A 25,387-nucleotide genomic window follows, 5' to 3' on the forward strand; every position below is an offset into this window, starting at 1 on the left:
GGTCATGTTGCAGATGCAGCTGACGCCTTCGCCCATCACGGCGACGGTGGATTTCTCGGCCGCCGGGGTCAGCCACGGCTTCCTGCGGCTGCCCTATTCTCGCGACGACGCGGCCTGGGGATCGATCATGATCCCCATCACTGTCGTCAACAACGGCGAGGGGCCAACCGCGCTGCTGACGGGCGCGAACCACGGCGACGAATACGAAGGCCCGATCGCGCTGTTCGATCTGGCCTCGACCATCAGGGCCGATCAGGTAACCGGCCGCATCATCATCGTGCCCGCGATGAACTATCCGGCTTTCGGCGCGGGGACGCGGACATCGCCCATCGACAAGGGCAACCTGAACCGCAGCTTTCCGGGCCGCCCGGACGGCACGGTGACACAGAAGATCGCGGACTATTTCCAGCGTGTGCTGCTGCCCATGGCGGACGTGGTTCTGGATTTCCATTCGGGCGGCAAGACCTTGGATTTCCTTCCCTATTGCGCGGCCCACGTCTTGCCTGACAAGCGGCAGGAGGCACAGTCCTTCGATCTGGTCCGCGCTTTTGGCGCCCCCTGGTCGGTAAGAATGCTCGAGATCGACGCCGTTGGCATGTACGACACCGCTGCCGAGGACATGGGCAAGACCTTCGTCACGACCGAACTGGGCGGCGGCGGCACGGCGACGGCGCGCACCGCGGGTATCGCCAAGCGCGGCTTGCGCAACATGCTGGTCGCGGCGGGCGTGATGAAAGGTGAGATAGAGCTCCAACCTACACAATGGCTGGACATGCCGGACGAGGATTGCTTCACCTTCGCCGAAGATGGCGGGCTGATCGAGTTCCTGGCCGACCTGGGGGATGGCGTCACCTGCGGCCAGCCTGTCGCCCGCATCTTTCCCGTGACCCGCACCGGCCTGCCGCCCGTCACGGTTTGTGCGCGTCGATCCGGCCTGATGATGGCGCGGCATTTTCCTGGAATCGTCAAGCCCGGCGACTGCGTGGCGGTCATCGGCGTCGAGGTCGAACACGCATAGGAAGCCGACGCCGCGGCTGATCACGGGTCGGTGCGTCCTGCCCGGGCAGGGCGGTCGGCACGCGACCCTGCGCCTCGGCGGCCGGATCCCTCATGGCTTTGCGGTGTCGGGGAACCTGTTGATCGGGATCTTCAGGTAGCTGTGGCCGTCGTCCTCGGGGGCGGGCAGGCGGCCGCCGCGCAGGTTGATCTGCAGCGCGGCAAGGATCCGGTCGGGCAGGGGCAGGGTGGCATCGCGTTTGTCGCGCAGGGCGATCCAGTCCTCGCGCCGGGTGCCGTCCTTGACGTGCCTGTTGCCCGCGCGATGTTCATCCACCGTCGCCTCCCACTGCGGCTCGTCGCGAGTCTCGGTGCCGTAGTCGTGGCCCACGAACAGCCGCGTGTCCCCTGGCAGGGCCAGGATCGCCTGGATCGAATCCCACAGTTCGGCGGTGTCGCCCCCCGGGAAATCGGCGCGCGAGGTGCCGACATCGGGCTGCATCAGCGTGTCATGGGTAAAGGCCGCGTCGCCGCAGACATAGGTGACCGAACCCAGCGTGTGGCCGGGCGACAGCATCACCCGCGCTTCCAGATCGCCGATGCGGAAGGTCTCGCCGTCTGCGAACAGGCGGTCGAAGTCGCGGGCGGGGTCGAAGGCACCCGGCAGGTTGTAAAGCCCGGCCCAGAGGCGGGCGATATCGCGCACCTTGTCGCCGATGGCTGCGGGCGCGCCGGTGCGCTTCTTCAGATGCGCCGAGGCCATCACGTGGTCGGCATGGGGATGGGTGTCGAGGATCCACTGCACCGTCAGCCCGTTCTGCCGCACGAGGTCCAGCACCTGATCCATGCTTTCGGTCGAGAAGCGATAGTTGTGGGTGTCGAGGTTCCAGACCACGTCGATCAGCGCGGCCTGTTTCGTCGCGGGATCGGCGCAGACATACTGGATCGATCCGGTGTCGGGTTCATAGATGCCCCAGACATCGGGGCTGCCCGCGCCCGTCGAGGGCGAGTGGCGGACGACCCGCTCCTTCAGCCTGGATGTGCTCATGACGTCGCTCCTTTGGCTTGCAGATGGCCGCCTGTCTTGATCCGCGCGCCCAGCCACAGGCCTGCCAGCATCGCCGGCAGAAAGACCAGCGTGCCCGGCGCCAGAAGGGGCAGGGCGGTGAAGGCCGGGCCGGGGCAGAAGCCGCCGATCCCCCAGCCGATCCCGAACAGCGTTGCCCCCACCAGCAGCGGCCGATCGATGGCGCGGGTCTTGGGAATGTCGAAGGCCCGGTCCAGGACCGGCGCGCTGCGCCGCCAGACCAGCCTGTAGCCCACAAAGGCGCTCAGCGTCGCCCCGCCCATCACGAAGGCCAGGCTGGGGTCCCAGGTCCCGGTCAGGTCCAGGAAGTTCAGCACCTTGGCCGGGTTGGCCATGCCCGAGATCACCAGCCCCAGCCCGAAGACCAGCCCCGACAGAAAGCCCCACAGCACCCGCATCACGCAGCCCCCCAGATATGGCGCAGCACGAAGACGGTGGCAAAGCCCGCCGCCATGAAGGTCGCGACCGCCGCCAGCGACCGGCCCGACAGCCGCGCCAGCCCGCAGACCCCGTGTCCCGAGGTGCAGCCCGAACCAAGCGCCGTGCCCGTGCCCACCAGCAGCCCGGCGAGGGCCATGCCCGGCAGATTGTCGGGGACGGTCTGCGCCACCGTCCCGCCCCCGGCCATCACCGCCAGCGGCGCGACGATCAGCCCGGCCAGAAAGGCCCACCGCCAGTCGCGGTCCTTCGCCGCGCCGGACAGCGCCATCGCCCCCTGGGCAATGCCGGCGATGCCTGCGATGCGGCCGAACAGCCCCATCACCATCACCGCGCTCAGCCCGATCAGCACCCCGCCCAGCAGCGAAGCCAAGGGCGTGAACGCGGTCTCGATCCCGATCTCCATGCACTTCCTCCGTGACTTGCGGCGACGCTTGCTTGATCCGCCCGCCAGGTCTATATATTAACCATGTCTAAATCAGTCAATGCTAATATACAAGACGGGGACAAGGCGACCCGCGCCCTGCAGGACCGCGCCGATCACGTGGCCGGGCGGCTGGCGCTTGTCGCCAATGCCAAGCGCCTGCTGATCCTGTGCGAGCTGACCAAGGGCGAGCGCTCGGTCGGCGCGCTGCAGCAGGCGGTCGGCCTCAGCCAATCCGCGCTGAGCCAGCACCTGGCCAAGCTGCGCGAGGCCCAGATGGTGGACACCCGCCGCGAAAGCCAGACCATCTTCTACCGCATCAGCGATCCCGACCTCGAGGTGCTGATGGCCGCCCTCTACGACGCCTTCTGCAAGGATCTGTGATGCAGCCGTGGCTGCCGCCGGGGCAGAGGCCGAAAAGTCCGGCGATCTGTTCGCTGTGACAGCCAAGGCAGACGTCCGGGACGGGCATTCGTCATCGCCGCCCGCGTTCCTGCCGCCGCGCGTCATGCCGGGCCGAAGCGGTCGCGCAGCAGGTGCTTCTCGATCTCCAGCACGCCCAGGGTCATCGCGCCGATCAGGATGATCGCGAGGCCGTCCAGAAGGCCCAGCGGGCGGGAATCGAAAATCCTGTGCATCACCGGCAGATAGGTGAAGGCCAGTTGCCCCGTCACCACCAGGGCGATGGCCGCCAGCACCGGCCCGGTGCCCTTGACCCCCGTCAGCGTGAACGAGGTCATGTGCAGATAGCGGATGTTGAACAGATAGAAGATTTCCAGCACCACCAGCGTGTTCACCACCACCGTCCGGGCCTCGGCGATGTCGCGGCCCTGGTTCAGGGCCCAGAAGAAGACCGCCAGTGAGATGGCTGTGAACAGCAGCGACACGAAGACGATGCGCCAGACCATGAAGGGCGTCAGCAGCCCCGCATCGGCCTTGCGGGGCGCGCGCGCCATGACGCCGGGCTCGGACGGCTCGAAGGCCAGGACAAGGCCCAGCGTCGCGGCAAGGATCAGGTTGACCCACAGGATCTGCACTGGCGTCATCGGCAGCGCGAAGTTCAGCAGGATCGCGGTGACCACAGTCAGCGCCTCGCCGCCATTGGTGGGCAGGGTCCAGGCGATGACCTTGCGGATGTTGTCGTGGACGGTGCGCCCTTCCCGCACCGCCGCCACGATCGAGGCGAAGTTGTCGTCCATCAGCACGATCTCGGCCGCTTCCTTGGCGGCCTCGGTGCCCTTGATGCCCATTGCGATGCCGACATCCGCCTGCTTCAGCGAGGGCGCGTCGTTCACTCCGTCGCCGGTCATCGCGACCACGTTGCCTTGGGATTGCAGCGCGCGGACGATGCGCAGCTTGTGTTCGGGACTGGTGCGGGCGAAGACCTGGGTGCGGGCGACGGCCCCGGCAAGATCGGCATCGGGGATCGCGTCCAGATCCTTGCCGGTCAGCACCTGCGGGTCGGGCGCCAGGCCCAGTTGGCGGGCGATGGCCGTGGCGGTCTCGGCATGGTCGCCGGTGATCATGCGCACGTCGATGCCCGCGCCGTGGCATTCGGCGATTGCGGCGATGGCCTCGGGGCGCGGTGGGTCGATGAAGCCGGTGATGCCCAGGAAGGTCAGTCCGTCCCGCACGTCGGGAAAGTCGATCCTGGCGGTGCCGTCGGGCATGGGCTTGGTCGCGTAACCCAGCACGCGCTCGCCCTCGCGTCCGGTTTCGGCGATGCGGTTGGTCCAATAGGCGTGATCCAACGGCTGCGCGCCCGCACCCGAGGCCTGGTCCGTGCACATCGCCAGGATCCGTTCCGGCGCGCCCTTGACCAGCATCACCCGGTTCCGCCCCGGCACGTCGTGCAGCGTCGCCATGAAGCGATGCTGGGCATCGAACGGGATTGCGTCCAGCCGCCGGGCCGCGCGTTCGGTCGCCGGATCCAGCCCTGCCTTCATCGCGGCGGCGATCAGCGCGCCCTCCATCGGGTCGCCTTCCACCTTCCAGGTGCCGGGATGGAGTTCGGCATCATTGCACAGCAAGCCCGCCCGCAACAGATCGCGCACGGCAGGGACAGGGTTGAAATCATGGCCTTTTGGGTCATAGCCCGCGCCCTGAACCACAGTCACGCCGTCGGCCGTCACCACCCGGCCCACGGTCATCTCGTTCCGGGTCAAGGTGCCGGTCTTGTCGGAGCAGATGATGGATGTGGCACCCAGTGTTTCCACCGCGGGCAGCCGACGGATCACCGCGCGGCGGGCGGCCATGCGCTGCACGCCGATGGCCAGCGTGATGGTGATGACGGCGGGCAGCCCTTCGGGGATAAGCCCCACGGCAAGCGCCACCACCGCCATCAGCGCCTCGTCCCAGGCATAGCCGCGCAGCGAGACGGCAAAGGCGAAGATCAGCGCCGCGCCGACGAACGCCAGCAGCGTGAAGCGACGGGCAAAGGCGTTGATCTGGCGCAGCAGCGGCGTCGTCAGCGTCTCGACCTCGCGCAGGAGGGTGCTGATGCGGCCGATCTGGGTCGCGGTGCCGGTTGCCGTTACCACGCCGCTGCCCTGGCCCGCCGCGACAAGCGTGCCGGAAAAGGCCATGGACCGGCGGTCGCCCAGGGCCGCCCCTGCCTCAACGGGATCGACTTCCTTGGTCGATGCCACGGATTCCCCCGTCAGGATCGCCTCGTCCACCAGCAGGTTGCGCGCGGCGATCAGGCGCAGGTCGGCGGGCACGCGGTCGCCCGCCTCGATCAGGACCACGTCGCCGGGGACCAGGTCGGCCATGCCGACGCTGATTCGCCGCCCGTCCCGCAGCACGCTGGCCTTGGGCGCGATCATGCTGCGGATGGCGTTCAGCGCGCTTTCGGCCTTGCCTTCCTGCAGGAAGCCCACGACCGCGTTCACGATCACCACGGCCAGGATCACGCCGGCATCGACGAAATGGCCCAGGGCGGCGGCGGCCCCCGCCCCGGCCAGCAGGAAATAGATCAGCGCGTTGTTGAACTGGGCCAGGAAACGCAGGATCGACGGGCGCGGCCTGGCGCCGGGCAGGCTGTTGGGGCCGTGGCGGGACAGGCGGGCCGCAGCCTCGGATGCGGTCAGCCCGGTGGCGGTGGCATCCAGGACGGTCAGGACTTCGGAAGCGGGACGGGCATGGGCGTCGTCAAGGGCGCTCGGGTCGGGCATCGGGCTTTTGTCGTTCCTTGCAGGGCGCGGGGGCCGGCTCAGGGACCACCCGCGATGAACCCCGGCAAGGGGCCGCACGGGCATTTCGGCCTGCGGATCAGGCGGCCTTGTGCATTGCCGGCACGGCGGCCTTCATGGCGCGGGCAAGGCGGTTGCCTTCCTCCCCGGCAACCTCCATCAGCTTTCGGGCATAGTCGCTCTGGATGGCGGCGGCATCCATGGGCAGGCTGACCTGGGCCATGCTGCGCAGGCATTCGGCCCGCAGTTCTGCCATCCGCGCCATCGTCAGAAGCGTTTCCCGCCACAGCATTTCCTGCATCCGCAACGGCCAGAGAAGAACGTGGGGCAGGTTCATTCCGGGAGAATCCGGCAGAACGGCCGTTTCCGGCTTCGCGATCTTGTCGTCTTTCATGTCCGTGATCCTGTCTGATGAAATCTGGATGGTAAGGCCATGATCCGGCAGCGAACCTTGACTCAGGTCAAGATCACCCGATGCTGGACCCCGTAAGGATAACCCGCAGACCCCGACCCACCAAGGACCGAGATGCCCGACCAGACCGACTCCATTGCCATGCCTGCGGTGATGCCCCCGGTCGATCAGGACGCGTCGCTGGGCCTTGCGGCGTTCCAGGCGATGGACCGGATGCGAGAGGCGCTTGGCGGGCAGCTGACGGGCGGCATTTCTCCGGGATCGCTGGCGCTTGCGGGTTTTGACTGGGCCTTCCACCTGGCCCAGGCGCCGGGCAAGCGGGCCGAGCTTCTGTGGAAGGCGGGGCGCAAGACCGGGCGGCTTATGACGTGGCTTCTGTCCACGGCCATCGACCCGAAGACGCCCCCTGCGATCCGCCCGTTGCCGGGCGACGCCCGCTTTCGCCACGAAGGCTGGCAACGACCGCCCTTTTCGATGCTGGCGCAGGCCTTCCTGCTGGGCCAGCAATGGCTGCACAACGTCACGCACGAGGTGCCGGGCGTGATGAAGCACCATGAGGATGTGGTCTCCTTTGTCGCCAAGCAGTGGCTGGACGTCTTCTCGCCCTCGAACAATCCCCTGACCAACCCCGAGGTGCTGGCCCGCACCTGGCAGACCGGCGGCATGAACCTGTGGCAGGGCTGGCAGAACTGGGCCGAGGACGCCCTGCGCCTGATGAACCGCCAGCCTCCGCCGGGTGCCGAAGCGTTCCGCCCCGGCGAAACGGTTGCGGTGACGCCCGGCACCGTCGTCTTCCGCAACCACCTGATTGAACTTATTCAATACGCGCCATCGACCGGGCAGGTCCGGCCCGAGCCGGTGCTGATCGTGCCCGCCTGGATCATGAAATACTATATCCTGGATCTGTCGCCTGAAAATTCGCTGATCCGCTGGCTGGTGGGCCAAGGTTTCACCGTCTTCGCGATCTCGTGGCGCAACCCAGGCGCAGGGGATCGCGACCTGACGCTGGAGGATTACCGCCGCCAAGGCGTGCTGGCCGCGCTGGATGCGGTGGGGACCATCGTGCCGGGGGCCAGGGTCCATGCCACCGGCTATTGCCTGGGCGGCACGCTGCTGTCGATCGCGGCGGCGGCCATGGGGGCTGCGGCAGGGGACCGCCTGGCCTCGCTGACGCTGTTTGCCGCGCAGGTCGATTTCACCGAACCGGGCGAACTTGCGCTGTTCATCGACCCCAGCCAGATGCACTTCCTGGACAGCATGATGTGGAACCGGGGCTATCTGTCGGACGACCAGATGGCGGGCGCCTTCCAGCTTCTGCGGTCGAACGACCTGGTCTGGTCGCGGGCCGTGCATGATTACCTGATGGGGCAGCGCCGCCCGATGACCGACCTGATGGCCTGGAACGCCGACAGCACCCGGATGCCCTGGCGGATGCATTCGGAATACCTGCAACGCCTGTATCTGGACAACGAACTGGCCGCCGGGCGCTTCATGGTCGAGGGACGTCCCGCCGCGTTGCAGAACATCCGCGTGCCGGTCTTTGTCGTGGGCACCGACCGCGATCACGTCGCGCCCTGGACCTCGGTCTACAAGATCCACCAGTTCACCGATACCGACGTGACCTTCGTGCTGACCTCGGGCGGGCACAATGCCGGGATCGTCAGCCCGCCGGGCGACCCGCGCCGCCATTACCGCATCGGCACGCGGCTAAAGGACGGCGCGCTGATCTCGGCCCCCGACTGGCGGGCCGCGCATAACCCGGCCGAAGGATCCTGGTGGCCCGCCTGGGGCGACTGGCTTGCCGCGCAGTCGGGGCCGCCCGCCGCGCCGCCGCCCCTGGGGGCCGCGGAACAGGGGCTTTCGCCACTGATGGACGCGCCCGGCAGCTATGTCTTTCAGCGATAGGAGGAGGATGTGAACGGCATCCTGAAGAACCACACCTTCGCGTCGTTGAAGATCGGGGACGAAGCTTCGCTGACGCGCACGGTCGGGGTCAACGACATCTCGATGGTCGCGGCGCTGTCGGGCGACGTGAACCCCGCCAGCCTCGAGCCGGTCTTCGCGGGCGCGTCGCGCGGCCACAGCGCGGCCCATGGAAGCTGGACGGCGGCCATGGTCGCCGCCGTCATGGGCACGCGCTTGCCCGGCCCCGGCACGATCCATCTGGAACAGAACTTCCGCTTTCTTGTCCCCGCCATGCCGGGAGACACGGTGACCGCCACCGTCCGCGTGACCGAAAAGCACGAGGCCGGCCGGATGGTGCGGCTTGAGGCCGTCTGCACCAACCAGCGAGGAGAGCGGGTGCTGGAAGGCACCGCCGCCGTGATCGCCCCCGACACCGACATGACCCTGCCCGCCGCGCCCGCGCCGCGGGCCGTGCTGCTGCCCGCCAGCCGCTATGCGCCCTTCATCGACGAGGCGCGAAGCCTGCCGCCGATCCGCGCGGCCATCGTCCACCCCTGTTCGCGCGCCGCGATCCTGGGCGCGATCGAGGTTCGCGACGAGGGCCTGCTGGAGCCGCTGCTGATCGGCCCCGAGGCCAAAATCCGCGCCGCAGCCAATGAGGCGGGCGTGTCCCTGGACGGCATCGACATCGAAAGCACGGAACACAGCCATGCCGCAGCCGCGCGGGCGGTGGAGCTGGCCGTCTCGCGCCGGGTCGAGGTTCTGGTCAAGGGCAGCCTGCACAGCGATGAACTGCTGGGCGCGGTGGTGGCGCGGGATTCGGGGTTGCGGACGGCGCGGCGGATCAGCCACGCCTATGTCATGGACGTGCCCGCCTATGGCAAGCCGGTGATCGTGACCGATGCCGCCATCAACATCGCGCCGACGCTGGACCACAAGCGCGACATCGCCCAGAACGCGATCGACCTGATGCGGCTTCTGGGGACCGACCAGCCCCGCGTGGCGGTGCTGGCCGGGGCGGAAACCGTGAACGCCGCCATGCCCGCCACGCTGGATGCCGCAGCCCTGACCGTCATGGCGGCGCGCGGCCAGATCACCGGCGGGCTGGTCGATGGTCCCCTGGCCTTCGACAACGCCATCAGCCCCGAGGCCGCGCAGACCAAGGGCATCGCCTCGGCCGTGGCAGGGCAGGCCGACATCCTGCTGGTCCCGGATCTGGAGGCGGGGAACATGCTGGCCAAGCAGCTGATCTATTTCGCCGGCTCGACCGCTGCCGGGCTGGTCCTGGGCGCGCGGGTGCCAATCGTGCTGACCAGCCGGGCCGATCCTTTGTCCGCGCGCATCGCCTCGGCCGCTCTGGCCAGGCTGATCGTGGCGCGCAGGGCAGCCGCGGGGGCGCGGCAATGACCGAAGCGATCCTGACCTTCAACGCCGGATCCTCGACGGTGAAGCTGGGCATCCATGCCATTGACGGCGACCGCACCCGGCCTCTGGCCCGCGCGGCGATCGACTTTCGCGACGATCCGCTGGAGGTGCGGCTGACCCTGGGCGGGCACCGCCTGTCCCATCCCCTGCCGGGCGCGGATATCGGCGACATGACCGCGGTGCTGGGCACCGCGCTCGACTGGCTGGGACGCCAGATCGACCTGTCGGATCTGGCGGTGATCGGGCATCGCGTGGTCCATGGCGGCGACATTTTCGCCGGTCCGGCGATCATCGACGACAAGACCCTGGCGCAGATTGAAGGCCTGTCGCGGCTGGCGCCCCTGCACCAGCCGCAAAGCCTGCGCCTGATCAGGGCGGCGCGCAGGCTGTATCCCGACCTGGTGCAGACCGCGTCCTTCGATACCGCCTTCCACGCCACGCACGATCCCCTGGCCCGGCGCCTGGCGATCCCGCGGGCGCTGCACGACCAGGGCATCCGCCGATACGGCTTTCACGGGTTGTCCTATCGCCACATCGCGGACGCCCTGCGCGGCACCGACCTGGCCGCGGATGCCCGCGTGGTAGCGGCGCATCTTGGCAGCGGGGCCAGCCTTTGCGCCATGCAGGGCGGCATCAGCCGCGACAGCTCGATGGGCTTTTCAACGCTGGACGGGATCCCCATGGCCACGCGCTGCGGGGCACTGGATCCGGGGGTGCTGCTGCATCTTCTGGGGCCGATGGGCTGGACGCTGGCCCGGGTGGAACGGATGCTTTACCACGAAAGCGGGCTGCTGGGCGTGTCGGGCATCGACGCCGACAGCCGCGAGCTTCTGGACAGCGACCGGCCCGAGGCGGCCGAGGCGATCGGCCTGTTCTGCCTGCGCATCGCTGGCGAGGCCGCGCGCCTGGCCGCCACCATGGGCGGCATCGACGCCCTGGTCTTCACCGCAGGCATCGGCGAACACCAGCCCCGCATCCGTGCCATGGTGGCGGACCGGCTGGCCTGGCTGGGGCTGGTGCTGGACGGTGCCGCCAACGCCGCCAACGCGCCCCGCATCAGCAGCACCGACAGCCGCCTTGCCGCATTCGTCATTCCCGCCGACGAGGAACGCGTGATCGCCGGGGAAGCCCTGGGCCTGCTTGGCAACCGCGCCGCCCCTTGACCTGGGTCAAGGTCGGAACCGCCCTCTGGCGTCACCTTGGCATCCTGATGAACCTGAAAGGAACGTGCCATGACCGACATCCGCTTCGACTTCTCGGGCCGAACCGCAATCGTGACCGGCGCCGCCTCGGGGCTGGGCCACGAGATCGCCCTGGAGCTTGCGGCGTCCGGCGCGCTTGTGATCGTCAGCGACCTGAAGGACGAAGCCTGCCGGGCTGTGGTTGACGAGATCGCGGCAGCCGGGGGCAAGGCCAAGGCCTTCGCCGCCGATGTCACCGACGAGGACGCCATGCGCGAGATGGCGGCGTTCGCGGAAAAGGACTGCGGCGGGCTGCACATGGCGGTGAACAACGCGGGCATCGGCGGGCCGTCGAAGCCGACCGGGGACTATCCGTCGCAGGACTGGCGCCGCGTGATCGACATCAACCTGAACGGCGTCTTCTACGGGATGCGGTGGCAGATCCCCGCGATGCTGCGCGCCGGGGGCGGGTCCATCGTCAACATGTCCTCGATCCTGGGATTGGTGGGCTTTGCCAATGCCGCGCCCTATGTCGCGGCCAAGCACGCGCTTCTGGGGCTGACCAAGACCGCCGCCATGGAATACGCGCGGCAAGGAATCCGCGTGAACGCGGTCGGCCCCGCCTTCATCGACACGCCCCTGCTGTCGGCCAACCTGTCGCCCGAGGTCATGGAGGGCCTGGCCGCTCTGCACCCCGTGGGCCGCATCGGCAAACCGACCGAGGTGTCGGCCCTGACCTGCTTCCTGCTGTCGGACCGCGCCAGCTTCATCACCGGCAGCTATCACCTGGTGGACGGCGGCTATACGTCGCCCTGAAAGAGCTTCCCACCGACGCGGAGGGGGGCTGTGGCGGCCCCTTCGCCCGCCTGTCGCAAGTGGTCCTTCCTGAGGCAGGCTCGAACCTGCGGATCGCGCGGAGACCTACGGCTGCACTGTTCGCGCCGACATCCGCAACGGACTGGACGGGGCGATCATTGCGGTTTCCACGAATGTCACTGCCACGACGATCCGTGCCGCTGACGGCACGTCTCTCGACGGAAGCCTTGGCAAAGGGGCTGGACAGGCATGGGCCCAACCGCAGGAACATCAGGAACCATGGCGTGTGTTCAAGGCGTTCGATCGGCTCACGGGCATGGGTTTCGCAAGCTGTGCCGGAAATTCGTGCCCTGCTTCGTTCGGCGTGGAGATCCTTGCCTCTGGACATCGCTGGTGTGGACATGACGCGGGCGAAGAAGGCGAGGTATTCCCACCTTTGCGCGATCATCGCCACGCTTCACCGGGGAGGCCGACTGGCGGGGGAAAGCGATGGTAGGCCCACCGGGACTCGAACCCGGACTGAAAGGTGTTTAAGACCTCTCCCTCTACCAATTGGGGTATGGGCCCAGTCGCTCTCTTACGAAACCGGTTTGGCCTCGGTGTGGCCCCGGTTGGAAACTGATAGCACAACGCCTTAGAAAGGCTATGCTTCTTTGTGCAGACGGCGGAAGTTCAGTCCCATGCGTCTGCCATTCAGCCATGCCCGTGCCTTGATTTCGCTAGCGGGCGGGACAGGGAATGACAAGGGCCGGTCGTTGCGGCCCTAGAAGCTGCGGGTGGGGCGGTCGAAGACCTTGCGTCCCATCAGGCTGCCCACCAGATCGACCATCAGCTTGGCCGTGCGGCCCCGTTCGTCCAGAAACGGATTCAACTCCACCAGGTCCAGAGACGTGACAAGGCCGGATTCGTGCAGCAGTTCCATGACCAGATGCGCCTCGCGGAAGGTGGTGCCGCCGGGAACGGTCGTGCCCACGGCGGGCGCGATCGACGGATCGAGGAAATCCACGTCCAGCGAGACATGCAGCAACCCGCCCGCCGCCGCGACCCGATCCAGGAAGGCGCGCAGGGGCGCGACGATCCCCTGTTCGTCCAGAACCCGCATGTCGTTCACGGTGATGTCGATGGCCAGCATCGCGGTATGTTCGGCGGGATCGACGCTGCGGATGCCGAACATGCAGATGTTTTCGCCCGGCACGGGATGCGGAAAGGGCGGAAACGGATCGAAGCCCGGCAGGCCCAGGGCATAGGCGATCGGCGTGCCGTGCAGGTTGCCCGAGGTCGTCGTCTGGACCGTATGAATGTCGCTATGGGCGTCCAGCCACAGCACGAACAGCGGCCTTCCCTGCCGCTGCGCATGGATCGCCGCCCCCGCCACGGTGCCCAGTGCAAGGGCGTGGTCGCCCCCCATGATGATCGGCAATCCCTCGGGCAGCGCCTGGACCACCGCGTCTTGCAGCGCATTCGTCCAGGCGATCACTTCCGGCAAATGATGGACGGCCGGATTGGCGCAAGTCACCGGGGGCGCCGGGTCCGGCTGCACATCGCCCATGTCCCGGACCGTGTGACCCAGGGCCGCAAGGGTGCCTCCCAACCCCGCCACGCGATAGGCCGCCGGCCCCATCAGGCAGCCGAGGCGACGCTGGCCTTCGTCGACGGGCGCGCCGATCAGGATGCAATGGGTCATGCCGTGCCTTTCCTCCTGGGATGTTTGTCCCGAATAAAGGCAGGCGGGACGGGAATGTCCACCGCCACGCGGTGTTACTGGCGCACGCCCTTGAATCGCTCGGCCCATTCGGCGCGTTGTTCGTCGGTGATCTTGGCGAACAGCACATCCGGCACGGTGAAGGCGTGACCTGCGGGCAAGGCGGTCAGTGCCGCCGCCACGTCGTCAGGCCAGGTGTCGTCGCCGGTTCCCATCGCGTCCAGCATCGCGCGCGACGCAAAGGGGATGAAGGGCGCGGACAGGACCGCGTAAAGGCGGATCAGGTTCAGGCCCAGGCGCACCTGCATCGCCGCCTTTTCCGGGTCGGTCTTGAAGGTGGACCAAGGGGCGGCAGATTGAAGGTATTCGTTGCCCAGAACCCAGATGGCGCGCAGTTCGGACGCGGACTTGCGGACATCCATCGCGGCCATGAAACCTTCATAAGCGCGGATGCGGGCGGTCAGGGCCTCGACCAAGGCGGCTTCCTCGGGACCGTATTGGCCGCCCTCGGGGACCGTCTCGCCGAACTTCGACCGGCAGAACTTGGTGATGCGGCTGACGAAATTGCCCAGGACGTCGGCTAGATCCTTGTTCACGGATTGCTGGAAATTCTCCCAGGTGAACTCGCTGTCGCCGGACTCCGGGGCGTGGGACAGAAGCCACCACCGCCAGTAATCCGCCGGCAGGATTTCGAGCGCATGGTCCATGAAGACGCCGCGCCCCTGGCTGGTGGAAAACTGCCCGCCGTCATAGGTCAGATAGTTGAAGGACTTGATGTAATCGACCATCCGCCACGGCTCGCCGGACCCGATCAGGGTGGCCGGGAAGGACAGGGTGTGGAAGGGGACGTTGTCCTTGCCCATGAACTGGGTATAGGTCACGTCGTCCGCGCCTTCGTCGCGGCGCCACCAGCGTCGCCAGTCGGCGTCAGTCTTGCCATTGGCGTCCGCCCATTCGGCGGTCGCGGCGATGTATTCGATGGGGGCATCGAACCAGACATAGAAGACCTTGCCCTCCATCCCCGGCCAGGGCTGGTCGCCGCGTCGGACGGGCACACCCCAATGCAGGTCGCGGGTGATGCCCCGGTCCTGCAAGCCCTCTCCATCGTCCAGCCACTTGCGCGCGATCGAGGTCGTCAGGATCGGCCAGTCGGTCTTGCTGTCGATCCAGTCGCTGATCTGGTCCTTCAGCGCGGACTGGCGCAGATAAAGGTGCTTGGTTTCCCGCACTTCCAGATTGGTGCTGCCGGAAATCGCGCTGCGCGGGTCGATCAGGTCGGTGGGGTCAAGCTGCTTGGTGCAGTTCTCGCACTGGTCGCCGCGCGCCTTGTCGTAACCGCAGTTGGGGCAGGTGCCCTCGATATAGCGGTCGGGCAGGAAACGGCCGTCGTCCACGGAATAGACCTGCTTTTCGCTGACCTCGGCGATATAGCCGTTGTCGGCCAGCCTGCCCGCGAAATGCTGGGTCAGCGCATGGTTCTGAGGGCTGGAGGACCGGCCGTAATGGTCGAAGGACAGCCCGAAGCCCCGCGCCAGTTCCGCCTGAACCCCGTGCATCCGCGCGCAGTAGTCGGCCACGGGTTCACCCGTCTTGGCGGCGGCCAGTTCCGCCGGGGTGCCGTGTTCGTCGGTCGCGCAGATGAACATCACCTCGTGCCCCCGCGTCCGCAGGAAGCGGGCGTAAAGGTCGGCAGGCAGTTGCGACCCGACAAGGTTGCCCAGGTGCTTGATGCCGTTGATATAGGGCAGGGCGGAGGTGATGAGGTGGCGGGCCATTCCGGTTCCTGTAAATCTGATCGGCCCCGTATCTATATAGGCGCGGGCGGGAAGGCCAGCATTTCACGGCGCGCTTGATCCCCCTGTCCCGGCCCCCTAGGCTGCCCTTTCGTGCCGTCCGCCAGCCAGCCGCCAGAACCGGAGCCAGTCCTTGCGCCACAGTCTTCTGCAACCTGCGACGGTGCTGTCGCTGATGCTGGCAGCCCTTGTCCTGATGCTGGCGGTGGATTTGCTGCTGCACGACACCATCGCCCAGATCTTTCGCGAGGGTCATACGATCGAGTTCCTGTCGGGCGTCTATTATCTGGCAGCCGCCGTGCTGCTGGTTGCGGTGATGCCCACGGGCCTGCGGCGCAGCCAGTGGCACCTGCCGGTGATCCTGGTCCTGATGTTCCTGCGCGAACTGGACTTGGACAAGGCGCTGACGACCGACGGCGTGTTGCAACTGCGGCTTTATTCCGGTCCTGCGCCCTTGCCTGAAAAGATCGCGGGCGCGGCGGTGATCGTGCTGATCCTGGTCTGCGCCTGGCGGCTGGCGACCCGAACCGTTCCCGGCTTTGTCCGGGGGCTGCGCGCGGGACGGGCGGACAGTTGGCAGGTCCTGCTGGCGGGCATCGCCGTGGCCGTGTCGAAAAGCCTGGACGGGATCGGGCGCAAGCTGTCCGCGATCAGTCACGAGATCGGCGCCGAGGTCGTGGTCCGGGCCTCGAGGATCGAGGAGATGCTGGAACTTGTCGCCTCGATGTTGCTGGTCATGGCGGTGGTCCTGGGCCGCCGGATAGGCTGGGCACGGCAGGGCTGAAGGGTCCTGTCCTGCAAGCGGTCCGCCCCCCATGCCCGGAAGTCGTGATGGCCCGGTTCGTGATGAACCGGGCCGGCCCCAGGGAGGCGGGGTTTGCGATTGTTTCAGCCCCGCAGGCTGCGCATGTAGTAGATGGTCCCGCCAAGCGCCGCGCCGATCAGCCACGCATAGCCGGACAGCTGGTTCAGGAACGGCACCCAGACCGCCGCAACCGAGAAGATGGCCGCAGTGGCGAAGGCAAAGACAGCCTTGTCGTTCCAGCCGTTGCGATAGTGATAGATGCCGCCCCGGTCGTCATACAGATCCGCGACTGCCAGTTGTTGTTTGCGCAGAAGATAGTAGTCGGCGATCAGGATGCCATAAAGCGGGGCCAGGGTCGCGCCCAGGGTATTGACGAACCCGTCAATGCCCACCTGACTGATGAAGCTGGTCCAGAAGCCGCCGACCACCAGCGCGATGGCCGAGGTGATCAGGCCCGCCATGCGGAACCCGATGCGGCCTGGCGCCAGGTTGGCGATGCCATTCACGGCTGGGATGAAGTTCGCCACCAGGTTGATGCCCACGGTCGCCGCGAAGAAGGTGATGGCGGCAATGATGGCCAGGATCACGCTGTCGGTGCGCTCGACGATTTCCGTCGGGTTGATCAGGGCCTCGCCATAGACGACGGCGGCGCCGGCCGTGGTCAGCAACGCCAGGGCCGAGAACAGGATCATGTTGAAGGGCAGGCCGGTCAGGTTGCCAAAGGTCATCGCCCGCTTGTTCCGGCAATAGCGCGAGAAATCGCTGAAGTTGATCATCACGGCGGCGAAATAGGCGACCATGGTGCCGACGATGGCAATGAACCCTGCCAGTTCGGTGCTCCAGGTTCCTTCTGGATTGGCGAAGATGGTCTGGGCCTGCGCCAGCAGTTGGCCGTCCGAACGCTGCCACAGCACGACGACCAGGCCGATCATCACCAGATAGACGAACGGTCCGGCGATGTTGAGGAAGGTTTCGACCCACCCCATGCCGCGCCAGAAGATCAGGATATGGAACACCCAGACCAGCAGGAACGACGTCCAGTCGATCGCGGTCAACCCGAGGAATTCGGTCCCGCCGGTGATTCCGGTCACCGACCGGATCAGCAGGGCAAAGGCCGTCGAGGCGAAATAGACCTGCACCCCATACCAGAAGACCGCAACCGTGGCGCGCAGCACTGCAGGCAGCTTGGCCCCGGCCGTTCCCATGCTGGCACGGGCAAAGACCGGATAGGGAATGCCGTAGCGTTCCCCGGCCGCGCCGGACAGGTTCACCAGGAACATCACCAGCAGACCCGCCGCGATCAGCGCGGCGAAGGCGGTCCAGCCGCTGACGCCATAGGAGATGAACAGGGACGCGACCAGCGAATAGCCGAAAAGGGACTGGATATCGTTTGCCCAGACGTTGAAGATCGCGAACCAGCCCCAGCTTTTCTCGTCGGGCGAGACAGGGGCCAGAGGGTCGCGATCCGTTACGGGGACTGTGCCGTCGAATGTTGTACTGTGCATGGTTCATGCCTTTTGCAGGGGCGCGATCGGCTGTCAAAGGAACCGGCCGGCAAGGGGCTTGCAATCTGAAGTTCCAGGTAACATGTTAGCTAAGATTGTTGACGCTTCGTCATCACGATTTCTGAAAGCTGTATCTACGAAAATTGCAAAATCCCTCGCGGGAAGGAGGTATCAGGAATGGCCATGGATATCGCCCTTCCAAGCGCCCAGGACGATCGCACCCAGCCGGAACTGCTGGCCGAGCGGGCGCATCAGGCATTGATTGCCCAGCTATGCGACGGACATCTTCGCAGCGGATCCTTTTTGTCCGTCCCCGCCTTGGTCGAGCGCCTGGGCCTGCCCATCGCGGCCGTGCGCGATGCCGTCAAGCGGGCCGAGGCCGCCGAACTGCTGGTCATCATGCCCAAGCGCGGCATCATGGTGATGGAGTCAAGCCCTGCCATCACGCGGGAATGTCTGGACCTGCGGGCAATCCTTGACTGCGAAGGTGCGCGTCGGCTGGTTCGTGCGGGACTGCCCGATTCCTTCGCCAAACTGCGGCAGGCCCATGAATCCTTGCGCGACCGCGCGATCCGTGCGCCGACGCCCGAATTGCCCCCTCAGGCGATCGCCACGGACCTGTCCCTGCATGACGCCTTGTCCGAAGGTCTGGACTCGCGCCTGGCGCGCCGCATCTATGCCGAGAACCGTGTGCGGATTGCCGTGATCCAGAATACCCGGCCTTTTCTTGCCGACCGGATCGTCTCGGCCATGAACGAACATCTGGACATCATCACGGCCCTCGAGGCTGGCGATGCCGAGGGTGCCTGTGCGGCCATTGGACATCACCTTGTCCAAACCCTGCGCTGGTGGGGCATCACGGAACAGGGCGACGCCACTTCGACTGCAGTGCCCTGAACTCCATGGGCATGCTTGTTGTAACACAGGCCTTTCAAGAGGCAGGAGGTCGCGAGGACAAGCGAGACTGACGGGTTTCCCGATCCGATTGCGTGCGATGCGACTTGTCGCCGCCTGCCATATCGGCGCGTCACAAGCAGCGCGAAGTTCTGGGTGAATTCATGGAAATTTAAGGGCCTTGTGATCGAAATGCATGGATGAGGCGAACGGGATGGCAAACCACCCCCTGTCACGACGACCATGCGAAAGTCCAACCTGTGCAAGACCATTCACCTTCGGATCGTGCCTGGATACCGACACCCGGCGACCGGCTGGGCTATTGCCTGTATCGCAGCATAGCCCATCCCCAGCTTGACCGATCTGCGCTGGACAGGATCCTGGAACAATCACGCCACCGCAACCGCATGCGCGGCCTTACCGGCTGCCTGCATTATGAGAACGGGACATTCTTCCAGTGGCTGGAAGGTCCCTGGCAACAGGTTTTCCACCTGCTCGACATGTTGCGCGAGGACGACCGCCACATGAGCATGACAGTGCTGGACCAGGGGACCCTGACACAGCGCCTGTTCAAGGACTGGGACATGCGTTTTTCGGACCACGCCACGGCATCGCTGTTCGAATGGCTCGCGGACTGGAACAGCAGGACTGACGATCCGCGTGCCTATGTCGACCGGGTCAACGCCTTTCTGAAATCCGTCAGCCAGACCACCGCCGGCGCTTAGCGCCGCCGGTCTCGGCGCGAGCTCATCGGCTGGAAGGCCACGCTGACATGGGCTTCGCAGTAAGGCTTGCCCGATTGACTGGGCAGGCCGCAGAACCAGAACTTCTCGGTCGCGGGATCACCGATCGGCCATTTGCAGGTGCGCTCGGTCAGTTCCATCAGCGTCAGCTTGCGGGCGCGCTTTTCCACCTCGCGGACCGAGGCCAGGGTTTCCGGGCTGATCTCGTTGGCCGAAGGCTGCGGCGGCAGGGGCTGGCCCGCCGGCACGATGGGGCGGCGCGGAACAGGGGTGAAGACAGGCTGGGACACGGGTTCTTCCGGGGCAGGGTCGGCCGGCGCGGCCGCGACTTCGGGCTGGGGTTCGGGACGGGCGGGTTCGGCGGCAGGCGCGGGCTTGCGGTCGATCTTCTTGTCCGCCACGGGTTCGGGGGCAGGCGCCGGTGCGGGTTCGGGGTCATCGTTGCGGTTGGACAGCCCAAGCCGGTGGACCTTGCCGATGACCGCGTTGCGGGTCACGCCGCCCAGTTCCTTGGCGATGGCGCTGGCCGACTGGCCCTCGGCCCACATGCGCTTCAGCGTCTCGACGCGTTCGTCCGTCCAGGACATGGCTGCCTTTCCGGGCGCGCGATCCGCGCCGCCCCATCTTGAAACCTGCGATTGCCCCCGTCAGAAACGGGATGCCCGGATTTAGCCGCCGACGCGCAGAAATTCAAGGACCGCCTGATGCCTCCTACGATCCGCACCAACACCCCGGCCATGGGCGTGCGCCGCTTCGGCCGTTTCAATTGGCTGGGCCTGCGCACCCTCGCCACCCGAGAGGTGATGCGCTTCATGGCCGTATGGCAGCAGACGATCTTCGCGCCGCTGATGACGGCGGCGCTGTTCGTGCTGATCTTCGCCCTGGCGATGGGGCAGGGGCGGGGGCAGGTGATGGGCCTGCCCTATCTGGTCTTCCTGGGACCGGGCATCCTGATGATGACGGTGATCCAGAACGCCTTTGCCAACACGTCCAGTTCGATCACCTCGGCCAAGGTGCAGGGCAATATCGTCGACACGCTGATGCCGCCCCTGTCGGCGGGCGAGTTGCTGGTCGGTTACTTGGCCGGGTCTGCCGCGCGCGCCGGTCTGGTGGGCCTGGTGATCGGCACCGGGATGGTGCTGGTCACGGGCCAGGGGATCGCGCATCCCGCCTGGGCGCTGACCTTCATCCTGCTGGCCGCGCTGATGCTGGGGGGGCTTGGCATCCTCGCCGGGGTGCTGGCGCAGAAGTTCGACCAGATGGCCGCGATCAGCAACTTCGTCATCACGCCGCTGTCCTTCCTGTCGGGCACCTTCTATTCCGTCCAAGCCCTGCCGGAACCCTTCCGCACGCTGTCGCACTGGAACCCGGTCTTCTACCTGATCGACGGCGCGCGCTATGGCGTCACGGGGGTCAGCGACGCGCCGGTCTGGCGCGGCCTGGTCATCTGCATCGTCGTCGTGGGCCTGATCCTGTGGCTGGCCTGGCACTGGCTGAAAACCGGCTATCGGATGAAAGCGTGATTGCGCGGGATGTGAAACGGCGCTATGGCCGATGCCATGATCACGCGGACCGCCATCCTTGCCCGTCCCCGACGTTGACGTTTCGTCACCGTCCGATCCCGCCTGCCTTCACATTCCGTCCTGCCAATCGGGGAGTCCCCAATGATTTCGCACGTCCTGCCGACCTATAACCGCGCGCCCATCGCCTTTGAAAAGGGCGAAGGGGCCTGGGCCATCGCCACGGACGGCACGCGATATCTGGACCTGGGGTCGGGCATCGCGGTGAACGTGCTGGGCCACGCGAACCCCGACCTGGTGGCCGCGCTGACGGAACAGGCGGGGAAAATCTGGCATGTCTCGAACCTGTACCAGATCCCGCAGCAGGAACGGTTGGCGGACCTGCTGGTCGAACACACCTTCGCCGACACCGCCTTCATTACCAATTCGGGGACCGAGGCCGCCGAACTGGCAATCAAGATGATCCGCAAGTACTGGCACGATCAGGGCCAGGACCGCATCGAGATCCTGACCTTCGAAGGCGCCTTCCATGGCCGGTCCACCGGTGCCATCGCCGCCTCTGGGGCCGAGAAGATGGTCAAGGGCTTCGGCCCGCTGATGCCCGGCTTCCGCACGCTGCCCTGGGGCGATCTGGACGCGCTGAAGGCTGCGATCAGCGACAAGACGGCGGCGGTCATGCTGGAACCCGTGCAGGGCGAAGGCGGCATCCGCCCGCTGCCCGATGCGGACCTGCGGCAAATCCGCGCCCTCTGCGACAAGCACGGCGCGCTTCTGGTCCTGGACGAGGTGCAATGCGGCATGGGCCGGACGGGCCGGCTGTTCGCGCATGAATATGCGGGCATCACCCCCGACATCATGATGGTCGCCAAGGGTATTGGCGGCGGCTTTCCCCTGGGTGCGGTGCTGGCGACGGAAAAGGCCGCCGCAGGCATGGTCGCGGGCACGCATGGATCGACCTATGGCGGCAACCCCCTGGCCTGCGCCGTGGGCGCCCGAGTGATGGAGATCGTGGCCGACGACGCCTTCCTGGCCGAGGTGAACCGCAAGGCCGCCCTGTTCCGGCAAAGGCTGGAAGGCCTGGTCGCCGCCCACCCCGATGTCTTCGAAAGCGTGCGCGGCCAGGGCCTGATGCTGGGCCTGAAATGCAAGGTGGCCCCCACGGATGTCGTCAAGGCCGGATACGCCCAGCACCTGCTGACCGTGCCCGCCGCCGACAACACCCTGCGCCTGCTGCCGCCCCTGAACATCTCTGATGACGAAATTACCGAGGCGGTGGCGCGGCTCGACCGCGCGGCGGCAAGCCTTGGCTGACCTGGCGGCCAGACGGGCCACCGGCGGCGGGGATCATCCCTGCCGCCTGCTGACGCGCCGACGATAACCGCTTCTTCTTCACGCAAATATCCCGGGGGAACGCGCGGCACGCGCGTGGGGGCAGCGCCCCCCCCTCTTGACCCGGCCGGCCCAAGCGGGCTTCCTTGCCCAAATCGTCGAAAGCCACAAAGATGAAGCATTTTCTGGACATCCATACCACCGGCAAGGCCGACCTGCGGTCGATCATCGATCAGGCCCTTGCCATGAAGGCCGCCCGCAACAACCGCCCCAAGGGGATGCCTGATGACGACCAGCCCCTGGCGGGCCGCATGGTGGCGCTGATCTTCGAAAAACCGTCCACCCGCACCCGCGTCAGCTTCGACGTGGGCGTGCGGCAGATGGGCGGCTCGACCATGGTCCTGTCTGGGTCGGAAATGCAGCTGGGCCATGGCGAGACGATCGCCGATACCGCCCGCGTGCTGTCGCGCTATGTCGATCTCATCATGATCCGCACCTTCGAGGAGGCGACCCTGCTGGAGATGGCGGAATACGCGACCGTCCCGGTCATCAACGGCCTGACGAACCGCACCCATCCCTGCCAGATCATGGCCGACGTGATGACCTTCGAGGAACACCGCGGCCCCATCGCAGGCCGCAAGGTGGTCTGGGTCGGCGACGGCAACAATGTCTGCGCCAGCGTGATCCATGGGGCAGGCCAGTTCGGATACGACTTCACCTTCAGCGGCCCCCCGCCGCTCGATCCCGAACGCGAGGCGCTGGAATTCGCCCGCGCCCAAGGCGTCCGGGCCGAGATCGTGCGCGACCCGGCCCAGGCGGTCGAAGGCGCCGACCTGGTCATGGCCGATACCTGGGTGTCGATGCACGATCCCCAATCGGCGAAGGAACGCCGCCACAACCAGCTGCGCGGCTATCAGGTCAATGAAGCGCTGATGGCGAAGGCCAAGCCCGACAGCTTGTTCATGCACTGCCTGCCCGCTCATCGCGAGGACGAGGTGACAAGCGCGGTGATGGACGGCCCCCATTCAGTCATCTGGGACGAGGCCGAGAACCGGCTGCACGCCCAGAAGGCCGTGATGCGCTGGTGCCTGGGCGTCTGAACGGACCTGCCGGACGCCCGCCATCCGGCGGGCGTTTTCGTCAAACCTTCACAAACCTGACGCATCCCTGTCGCACCGCCCCCCTAATCGCTGCCCGACAGGCCCCGTGGCCCCAACGACAGCCAGGAGAGCGCGATGCGTGACCAGCAGACCCGCAACATCTTTCGCACCAGCAAGCTGGAGGAGGCCTGTGGCCCCGGCCTGAACCCGACGAACAGCCGCACCATGGGCGAGATCATCGCGGCCCGCTTCTCGCGCCGCGGCTTCCTGAAGGGGTCCATGGCGGTGACGGCGATCTCGGCCACGGTCAGCCCGATCGCGCTGCTGTCCGCCACCGATGCGCAGGCGTCCTCGGCCTCGGCCTTCAACTTCCCCGAGGTGACGGCGGGCGTGGATGCCAACCACCATGTCGCCGAAGGCTATGACGCCGACGTGCTGCTTCGCTGGGGCGACAAGGTCTTTGCCGACGCGCCCGACTTCGATCCCGCCAACCAGTCCGAGGCCGCGCAGGAACGCCAGTTCGGCTACAACAACGACTTCGTGGGCTTCATCCCGCTGGACGGCGCCGATGATCGCGGCCTGCTGGTCGTGAACCACGAATACACCAACGAACACCTGATGTTCCCCGGCATCGTCACCATCAAGGACGGCGAGATCGAGGTGTCTGACGCCGACGAAACCCGCGTGAACATCGAGATGGCGGCCCATGGCGGCACGATCATCGAGATCCGGCGCGTGGACGGCAAGTGGCAGCCGGTGCTGGACGGCGCGCTGAACCGCCGCATCACCGCCAAGACGGAAATGGAACTGCGCGGCCCTGCCGCCGGTCATGCGCGCCTGCAGACGGTCGCCGATCCATCGGGCCGCAAGGTCTTCGGCACCATCAACAACTGCGCGGGCGGCGTGACCCCCTGGGGCACCTACATCATGGCCGAAGAGAATATCCACGGCTATTTCATGGGCGAGTTGCCCGAGGGCCATGCCGAGGCCGCCAACTACGAACGCCTCGGCATCCCCGAATCGACCTATGCCTGGGGCAGGTTCCACGACCGCTTCGATGTTGCGAAAGACCCGAACGAGGCCAACCGCTTCGGCTGGATCGTCGAGGTAGACGTGATGGACCCGGCGTCGACCCCGAAGAAGCGCACCGCGCTTGGCCGCTTCAAGCACGAGGGCGCGGAAAGCGTGGTCGCCAAGGACGGCCGCGTGGTCTTCTACCTGGGCGACGACGAGCGGTTTGATTACGTCTATAAATTTGTGACGGCGGGCAAATACAATCCCGAGGACCGCGCCGCCAACATGGACCTGCTGGACAAGGGCACGCTGTATGTCGCGCGGTTCCATGATGATGGCCGCGTGGAATGGATGCCGCTGGTCCATGGCGAAGGCCCGCTGACCGCCGCCAACGGCTTTGCATCCCAGGCCGACGTGCTGATCGAGACCCGCCGCGCCGCCGACCTGCTGGAAGCGACGCCGATGGACCGCCCCGAGGACATCCAGCCGAACCCGGTCACAGGGCGCGCCTATGTCATGCTGACCAACAACACCAAGCGCGAGGAAGCGAACGCCGCCAATCCCCGCGTGGACAACGCCTTCGGCCATATCATCGAGATCATCGAGGCGGACGGCGACTTCACCGCCACCACGGGCACCTGGGAAATCTTGGTGAAATGCGGCGATCCGAAGATTGCCGAGGTGGGCGCGACCTTCTCGACCGAAACCACGGTGAACGGCTGGTTCGGGATGCCGGACAACGCCGCCGTCGATGCCGACGGGCGCCTGTGGGTCTCGACCGACGGCAACTCGATGTCGGACACGGGCCGGACCGATGGCCTGTGGGCGGTCGATACCGAGGGCGCGGCGCGCGGCACGTCGCGCCTGTTCTATCGCGTGCCGGTCGGCGGAGAGCTTTGCGGCCCCTGCATCACCGAGGACATGACCACCTTCTTCGTGGCCGTGCAGCACCCGGGCGATGGTGGCGATGACTGGGAAGGCCACGGCCGCCCGTCCTATTACGAGGATCTGTCCACCCGCTGGCCGGATTTCAATGACGCGATGCCGGTGCGCCCGGCGGTCGTGGCGATCACCAGGCAGGGCGGCGGCCGGATCGGGTGATCCCGT

The 25,387-nt window shown here is 66.7% G+C and carries 22 protein-coding genes and 1 tRNA gene; 13 read left to right on the top strand and 10 right to left on the bottom strand.

Translation table 11 applies throughout. The features are described from left to right. Positions 1-4 precede the first annotated feature (4 nt). On the top strand, positions 5-1,018 hold the full coding sequence (doeB, locus tag RAH32_RS11915) for a N(2)-acetyl-L-2,4-diaminobutanoate deacetylase DoeB (RefSeq protein ID WP_306608154.1): 1,014 nt from the start codon (positions 5-7) through the stop codon (positions 1,016-1,018). Between the two features lie 90 nt (positions 1,019-1,108). Here the strand turns inward: doeB and RAH32_RS11920 are convergent, their stop codons facing one another. From RAH32_RS11920 to RAH32_RS11930, 3 genes are read right to left on the bottom strand one after another with little or no spacing between them, the layout of a single operon-like run. After that, the gene (locus tag RAH32_RS11920; RefSeq protein WP_306608155.1) at positions 1,109-2,044 is read right to left on the bottom strand and encodes an MBL fold metallo-hydrolase; all 936 of its coding nucleotides are present in this window, start codon (positions 2,042-2,044) and stop codon (positions 1,109-1,111) included. Beyond that, complete coding sequence (locus RAH32_RS11925; protein ID WP_306608156.1) at positions 2,041-2,481, bottom strand: DUF6691 family protein; 441 nt, start codon at positions 2,479-2,481, stop codon at positions 2,041-2,043. Before RAH32_RS11925 ends, RAH32_RS11920 begins: the two co-directional genes overlap by 4 nt. Continuing rightward, positions 2,481-2,927, bottom strand: a complete 447-nt coding sequence (locus RAH32_RS11930; protein WP_306608157.1) for a YeeE/YedE family protein — start codon at positions 2,925-2,927, stop codon at positions 2,481-2,483. Before RAH32_RS11930 ends, RAH32_RS11925 begins: the two co-directional genes overlap by 1 nt. A gap of 63 nt (positions 2,928-2,990) precedes the next feature. Here RAH32_RS11930 and RAH32_RS11935 point away from each other — a divergent pair, with 63 nt between their 5' ends. Then, entirely contained in the window at positions 2,991-3,329 is a 339-nt protein-coding gene (locus RAH32_RS11935) for an ArsR/SmtB family transcription factor (protein ID WP_306608158.1), read from the top strand. Between the two features lie 122 nt (positions 3,330-3,451). On the opposite strand, the gene RAH32_RS11940 is transcribed toward RAH32_RS11935, so the two are convergent. Together RAH32_RS11940 and RAH32_RS11945 are read right to left on the bottom strand one after the other, a co-directional pair. Beyond that, positions 3,452-6,118, bottom strand: coding sequence for a cation-transporting P-type ATPase (locus RAH32_RS11940; RefSeq protein WP_306608159.1), 2,667 nt, complete (start codon positions 6,116-6,118; stop codon positions 3,452-3,454). 97 nt (positions 6,119-6,215) lie between these two features. Next, entirely contained in the window at positions 6,216-6,530 is a 315-nt protein-coding gene (locus RAH32_RS11945) for a hypothetical protein (protein ID WP_306608160.1), read from the bottom strand. Positions 6,531-6,662: 132 nt separating this feature from the next. Here RAH32_RS11945 and RAH32_RS11950 point away from each other — a divergent pair, with 132 nt between their 5' ends. The 4 genes from RAH32_RS11950 (at position 6,663) to RAH32_RS11965 (ending at position 11,875) form a co-directional block, all read left to right on the top strand. Further along, the gene (locus RAH32_RS11950) at positions 6,663-8,453 is read left to right on the top strand and encodes a PHA/PHB synthase family protein (RefSeq protein ID WP_306608161.1); all 1,791 of its coding nucleotides are present in this window, start codon (positions 6,663-6,665) and stop codon (positions 8,451-8,453) included. A 9-nt stretch (positions 8,454-8,462) separates the two neighbouring features. Continuing rightward, positions 8,463-9,860, top strand: a complete 1,398-nt coding sequence (locus RAH32_RS11955) for a bifunctional enoyl-CoA hydratase/phosphate acetyltransferase (protein ID WP_306608162.1) — start codon at positions 8,463-8,465, stop codon at positions 9,858-9,860. Then, positions 9,857-11,041, top strand: coding sequence for an acetate/propionate family kinase (locus tag RAH32_RS11960; RefSeq protein WP_306608163.1), 1,185 nt, complete (start codon positions 9,857-9,859; stop codon positions 11,039-11,041). The genes RAH32_RS11955 and RAH32_RS11960 overlap by 4 nt, the downstream gene beginning before the upstream one ends. A 69-nt stretch (positions 11,042-11,110) precedes the next feature. Continuing rightward, positions 11,111-11,875, top strand: a complete 765-nt coding sequence (locus tag RAH32_RS11965; RefSeq protein ID WP_306608164.1) for an SDR family NAD(P)-dependent oxidoreductase — start codon at positions 11,111-11,113, stop codon at positions 11,873-11,875. Positions 11,876-12,365: 490 nt separating this feature from the next. Here the strand turns inward: RAH32_RS11965 and RAH32_RS11970 are convergent. The 3 genes from RAH32_RS11970 to metG all read right to left on the bottom strand — a co-directional run bounded on the left by RAH32_RS11970 (position 12,366) and on the right by metG (position 15,352). Then, a tRNA-Leu gene (locus RAH32_RS11970) sits at positions 12,366-12,442 on the bottom strand. 196 nt (positions 12,443-12,638) lie between these two features. Then, positions 12,639-13,559: an arginase gene (gene rocF, locus RAH32_RS11975; protein WP_306608165.1), complete on the bottom strand. Its 921-nt coding sequence runs from the start codon at positions 13,557-13,559 to the stop codon at positions 12,639-12,641. Between the two features lie 74 nt (positions 13,560-13,633). Continuing rightward, entirely contained in the window at positions 13,634-15,352 is a 1,719-nt protein-coding gene (metG, locus tag RAH32_RS11980; RefSeq protein ID WP_306608166.1) for a methionine--tRNA ligase, read from the bottom strand. 151 nt (positions 15,353-15,503) lie between these two features. Here metG and RAH32_RS11985 point away from each other — a divergent pair, with 151 nt between their 5' ends. Next, complete coding sequence (locus RAH32_RS11985) at positions 15,504-16,154, top strand: hypothetical protein (protein WP_306608167.1); 651 nt, start codon at positions 15,504-15,506, stop codon at positions 16,152-16,154. A 104-nt stretch (positions 16,155-16,258) separates the two neighbouring features. Here RAH32_RS11985 and RAH32_RS11990 read toward each other — a convergent pair whose 3' ends face one another. Further along, a complete protein-coding gene (locus RAH32_RS11990; protein WP_306608168.1) occupies positions 16,259-17,680 on the bottom strand; it encodes an NCS1 family nucleobase:cation symporter-1 in 1,422 nt (473 codons plus the stop codon). Between the two features lie 183 nt (positions 17,681-17,863). Between RAH32_RS11990 and RAH32_RS11995 the strand changes: the two genes are divergently transcribed. Further along, positions 17,864-18,577 (top strand): GntR family transcriptional regulator, encoded by a 714-nt coding sequence (locus RAH32_RS11995; protein ID WP_306608169.1) that lies wholly within the window; start codon positions 17,864-17,866, stop codon positions 18,575-18,577. A 257-nt stretch (positions 18,578-18,834) separates the two neighbouring features. Then, the gene (locus RAH32_RS12000) at positions 18,835-19,299 is read left to right on the top strand and encodes a BLUF domain-containing protein (RefSeq protein WP_306608170.1); all 465 of its coding nucleotides are present in this window, start codon (positions 18,835-18,837) and stop codon (positions 19,297-19,299) included. Here the strand turns inward: RAH32_RS12000 and RAH32_RS12005 are convergent. Then, entirely contained in the window at positions 19,296-19,904 is a 609-nt protein-coding gene (locus tag RAH32_RS12005; RefSeq protein ID WP_306608171.1) for a GcrA family cell cycle regulator, read from the bottom strand. The two genes, RAH32_RS12000 and RAH32_RS12005, sit on opposite strands and share 4 nt — an antisense overlap. A gap of 117 nt (positions 19,905-20,021) precedes the next feature. Between RAH32_RS12005 and RAH32_RS12010 the strand changes: the two genes are divergently transcribed. From RAH32_RS12010 to RAH32_RS12025, 4 genes are all read left to right on the top strand, one after another. Beyond that, complete coding sequence (locus tag RAH32_RS12010) at positions 20,022-20,840, top strand: ABC transporter permease (protein ID WP_306608172.1); 819 nt, start codon at positions 20,022-20,024, stop codon at positions 20,838-20,840. Positions 20,841-20,981: 141 nt separating this feature from the next. Next, entirely contained in the window at positions 20,982-22,148 is a 1,167-nt protein-coding gene (locus tag RAH32_RS12015; RefSeq protein WP_306608173.1) for an aspartate aminotransferase family protein, read from the top strand. Positions 22,149-22,339: 191 nt separating this feature from the next. Continuing rightward, positions 22,340-23,266, top strand: coding sequence for an ornithine carbamoyltransferase (argF, locus tag RAH32_RS12020; RefSeq protein WP_306608174.1), 927 nt, complete (start codon positions 22,340-22,342; stop codon positions 23,264-23,266). Positions 23,267-23,401: 135 nt separating this feature from the next. After that, positions 23,402-25,381, top strand: a complete 1,980-nt coding sequence (locus RAH32_RS12025; protein WP_306608175.1) for a PhoX family protein — start codon at positions 23,402-23,404, stop codon at positions 25,379-25,381. Positions 25,382-25,387: the final 6 nt, after the last annotated feature.

Origin of the sequence: Paracoccus yibinensis (assembly GCF_030846195.1) — a bacterium.
Lineage (GTDB): Bacteria > Pseudomonadota > Alphaproteobacteria > Rhodobacterales > Rhodobacteraceae > Paracoccus > Paracoccus yibinensis.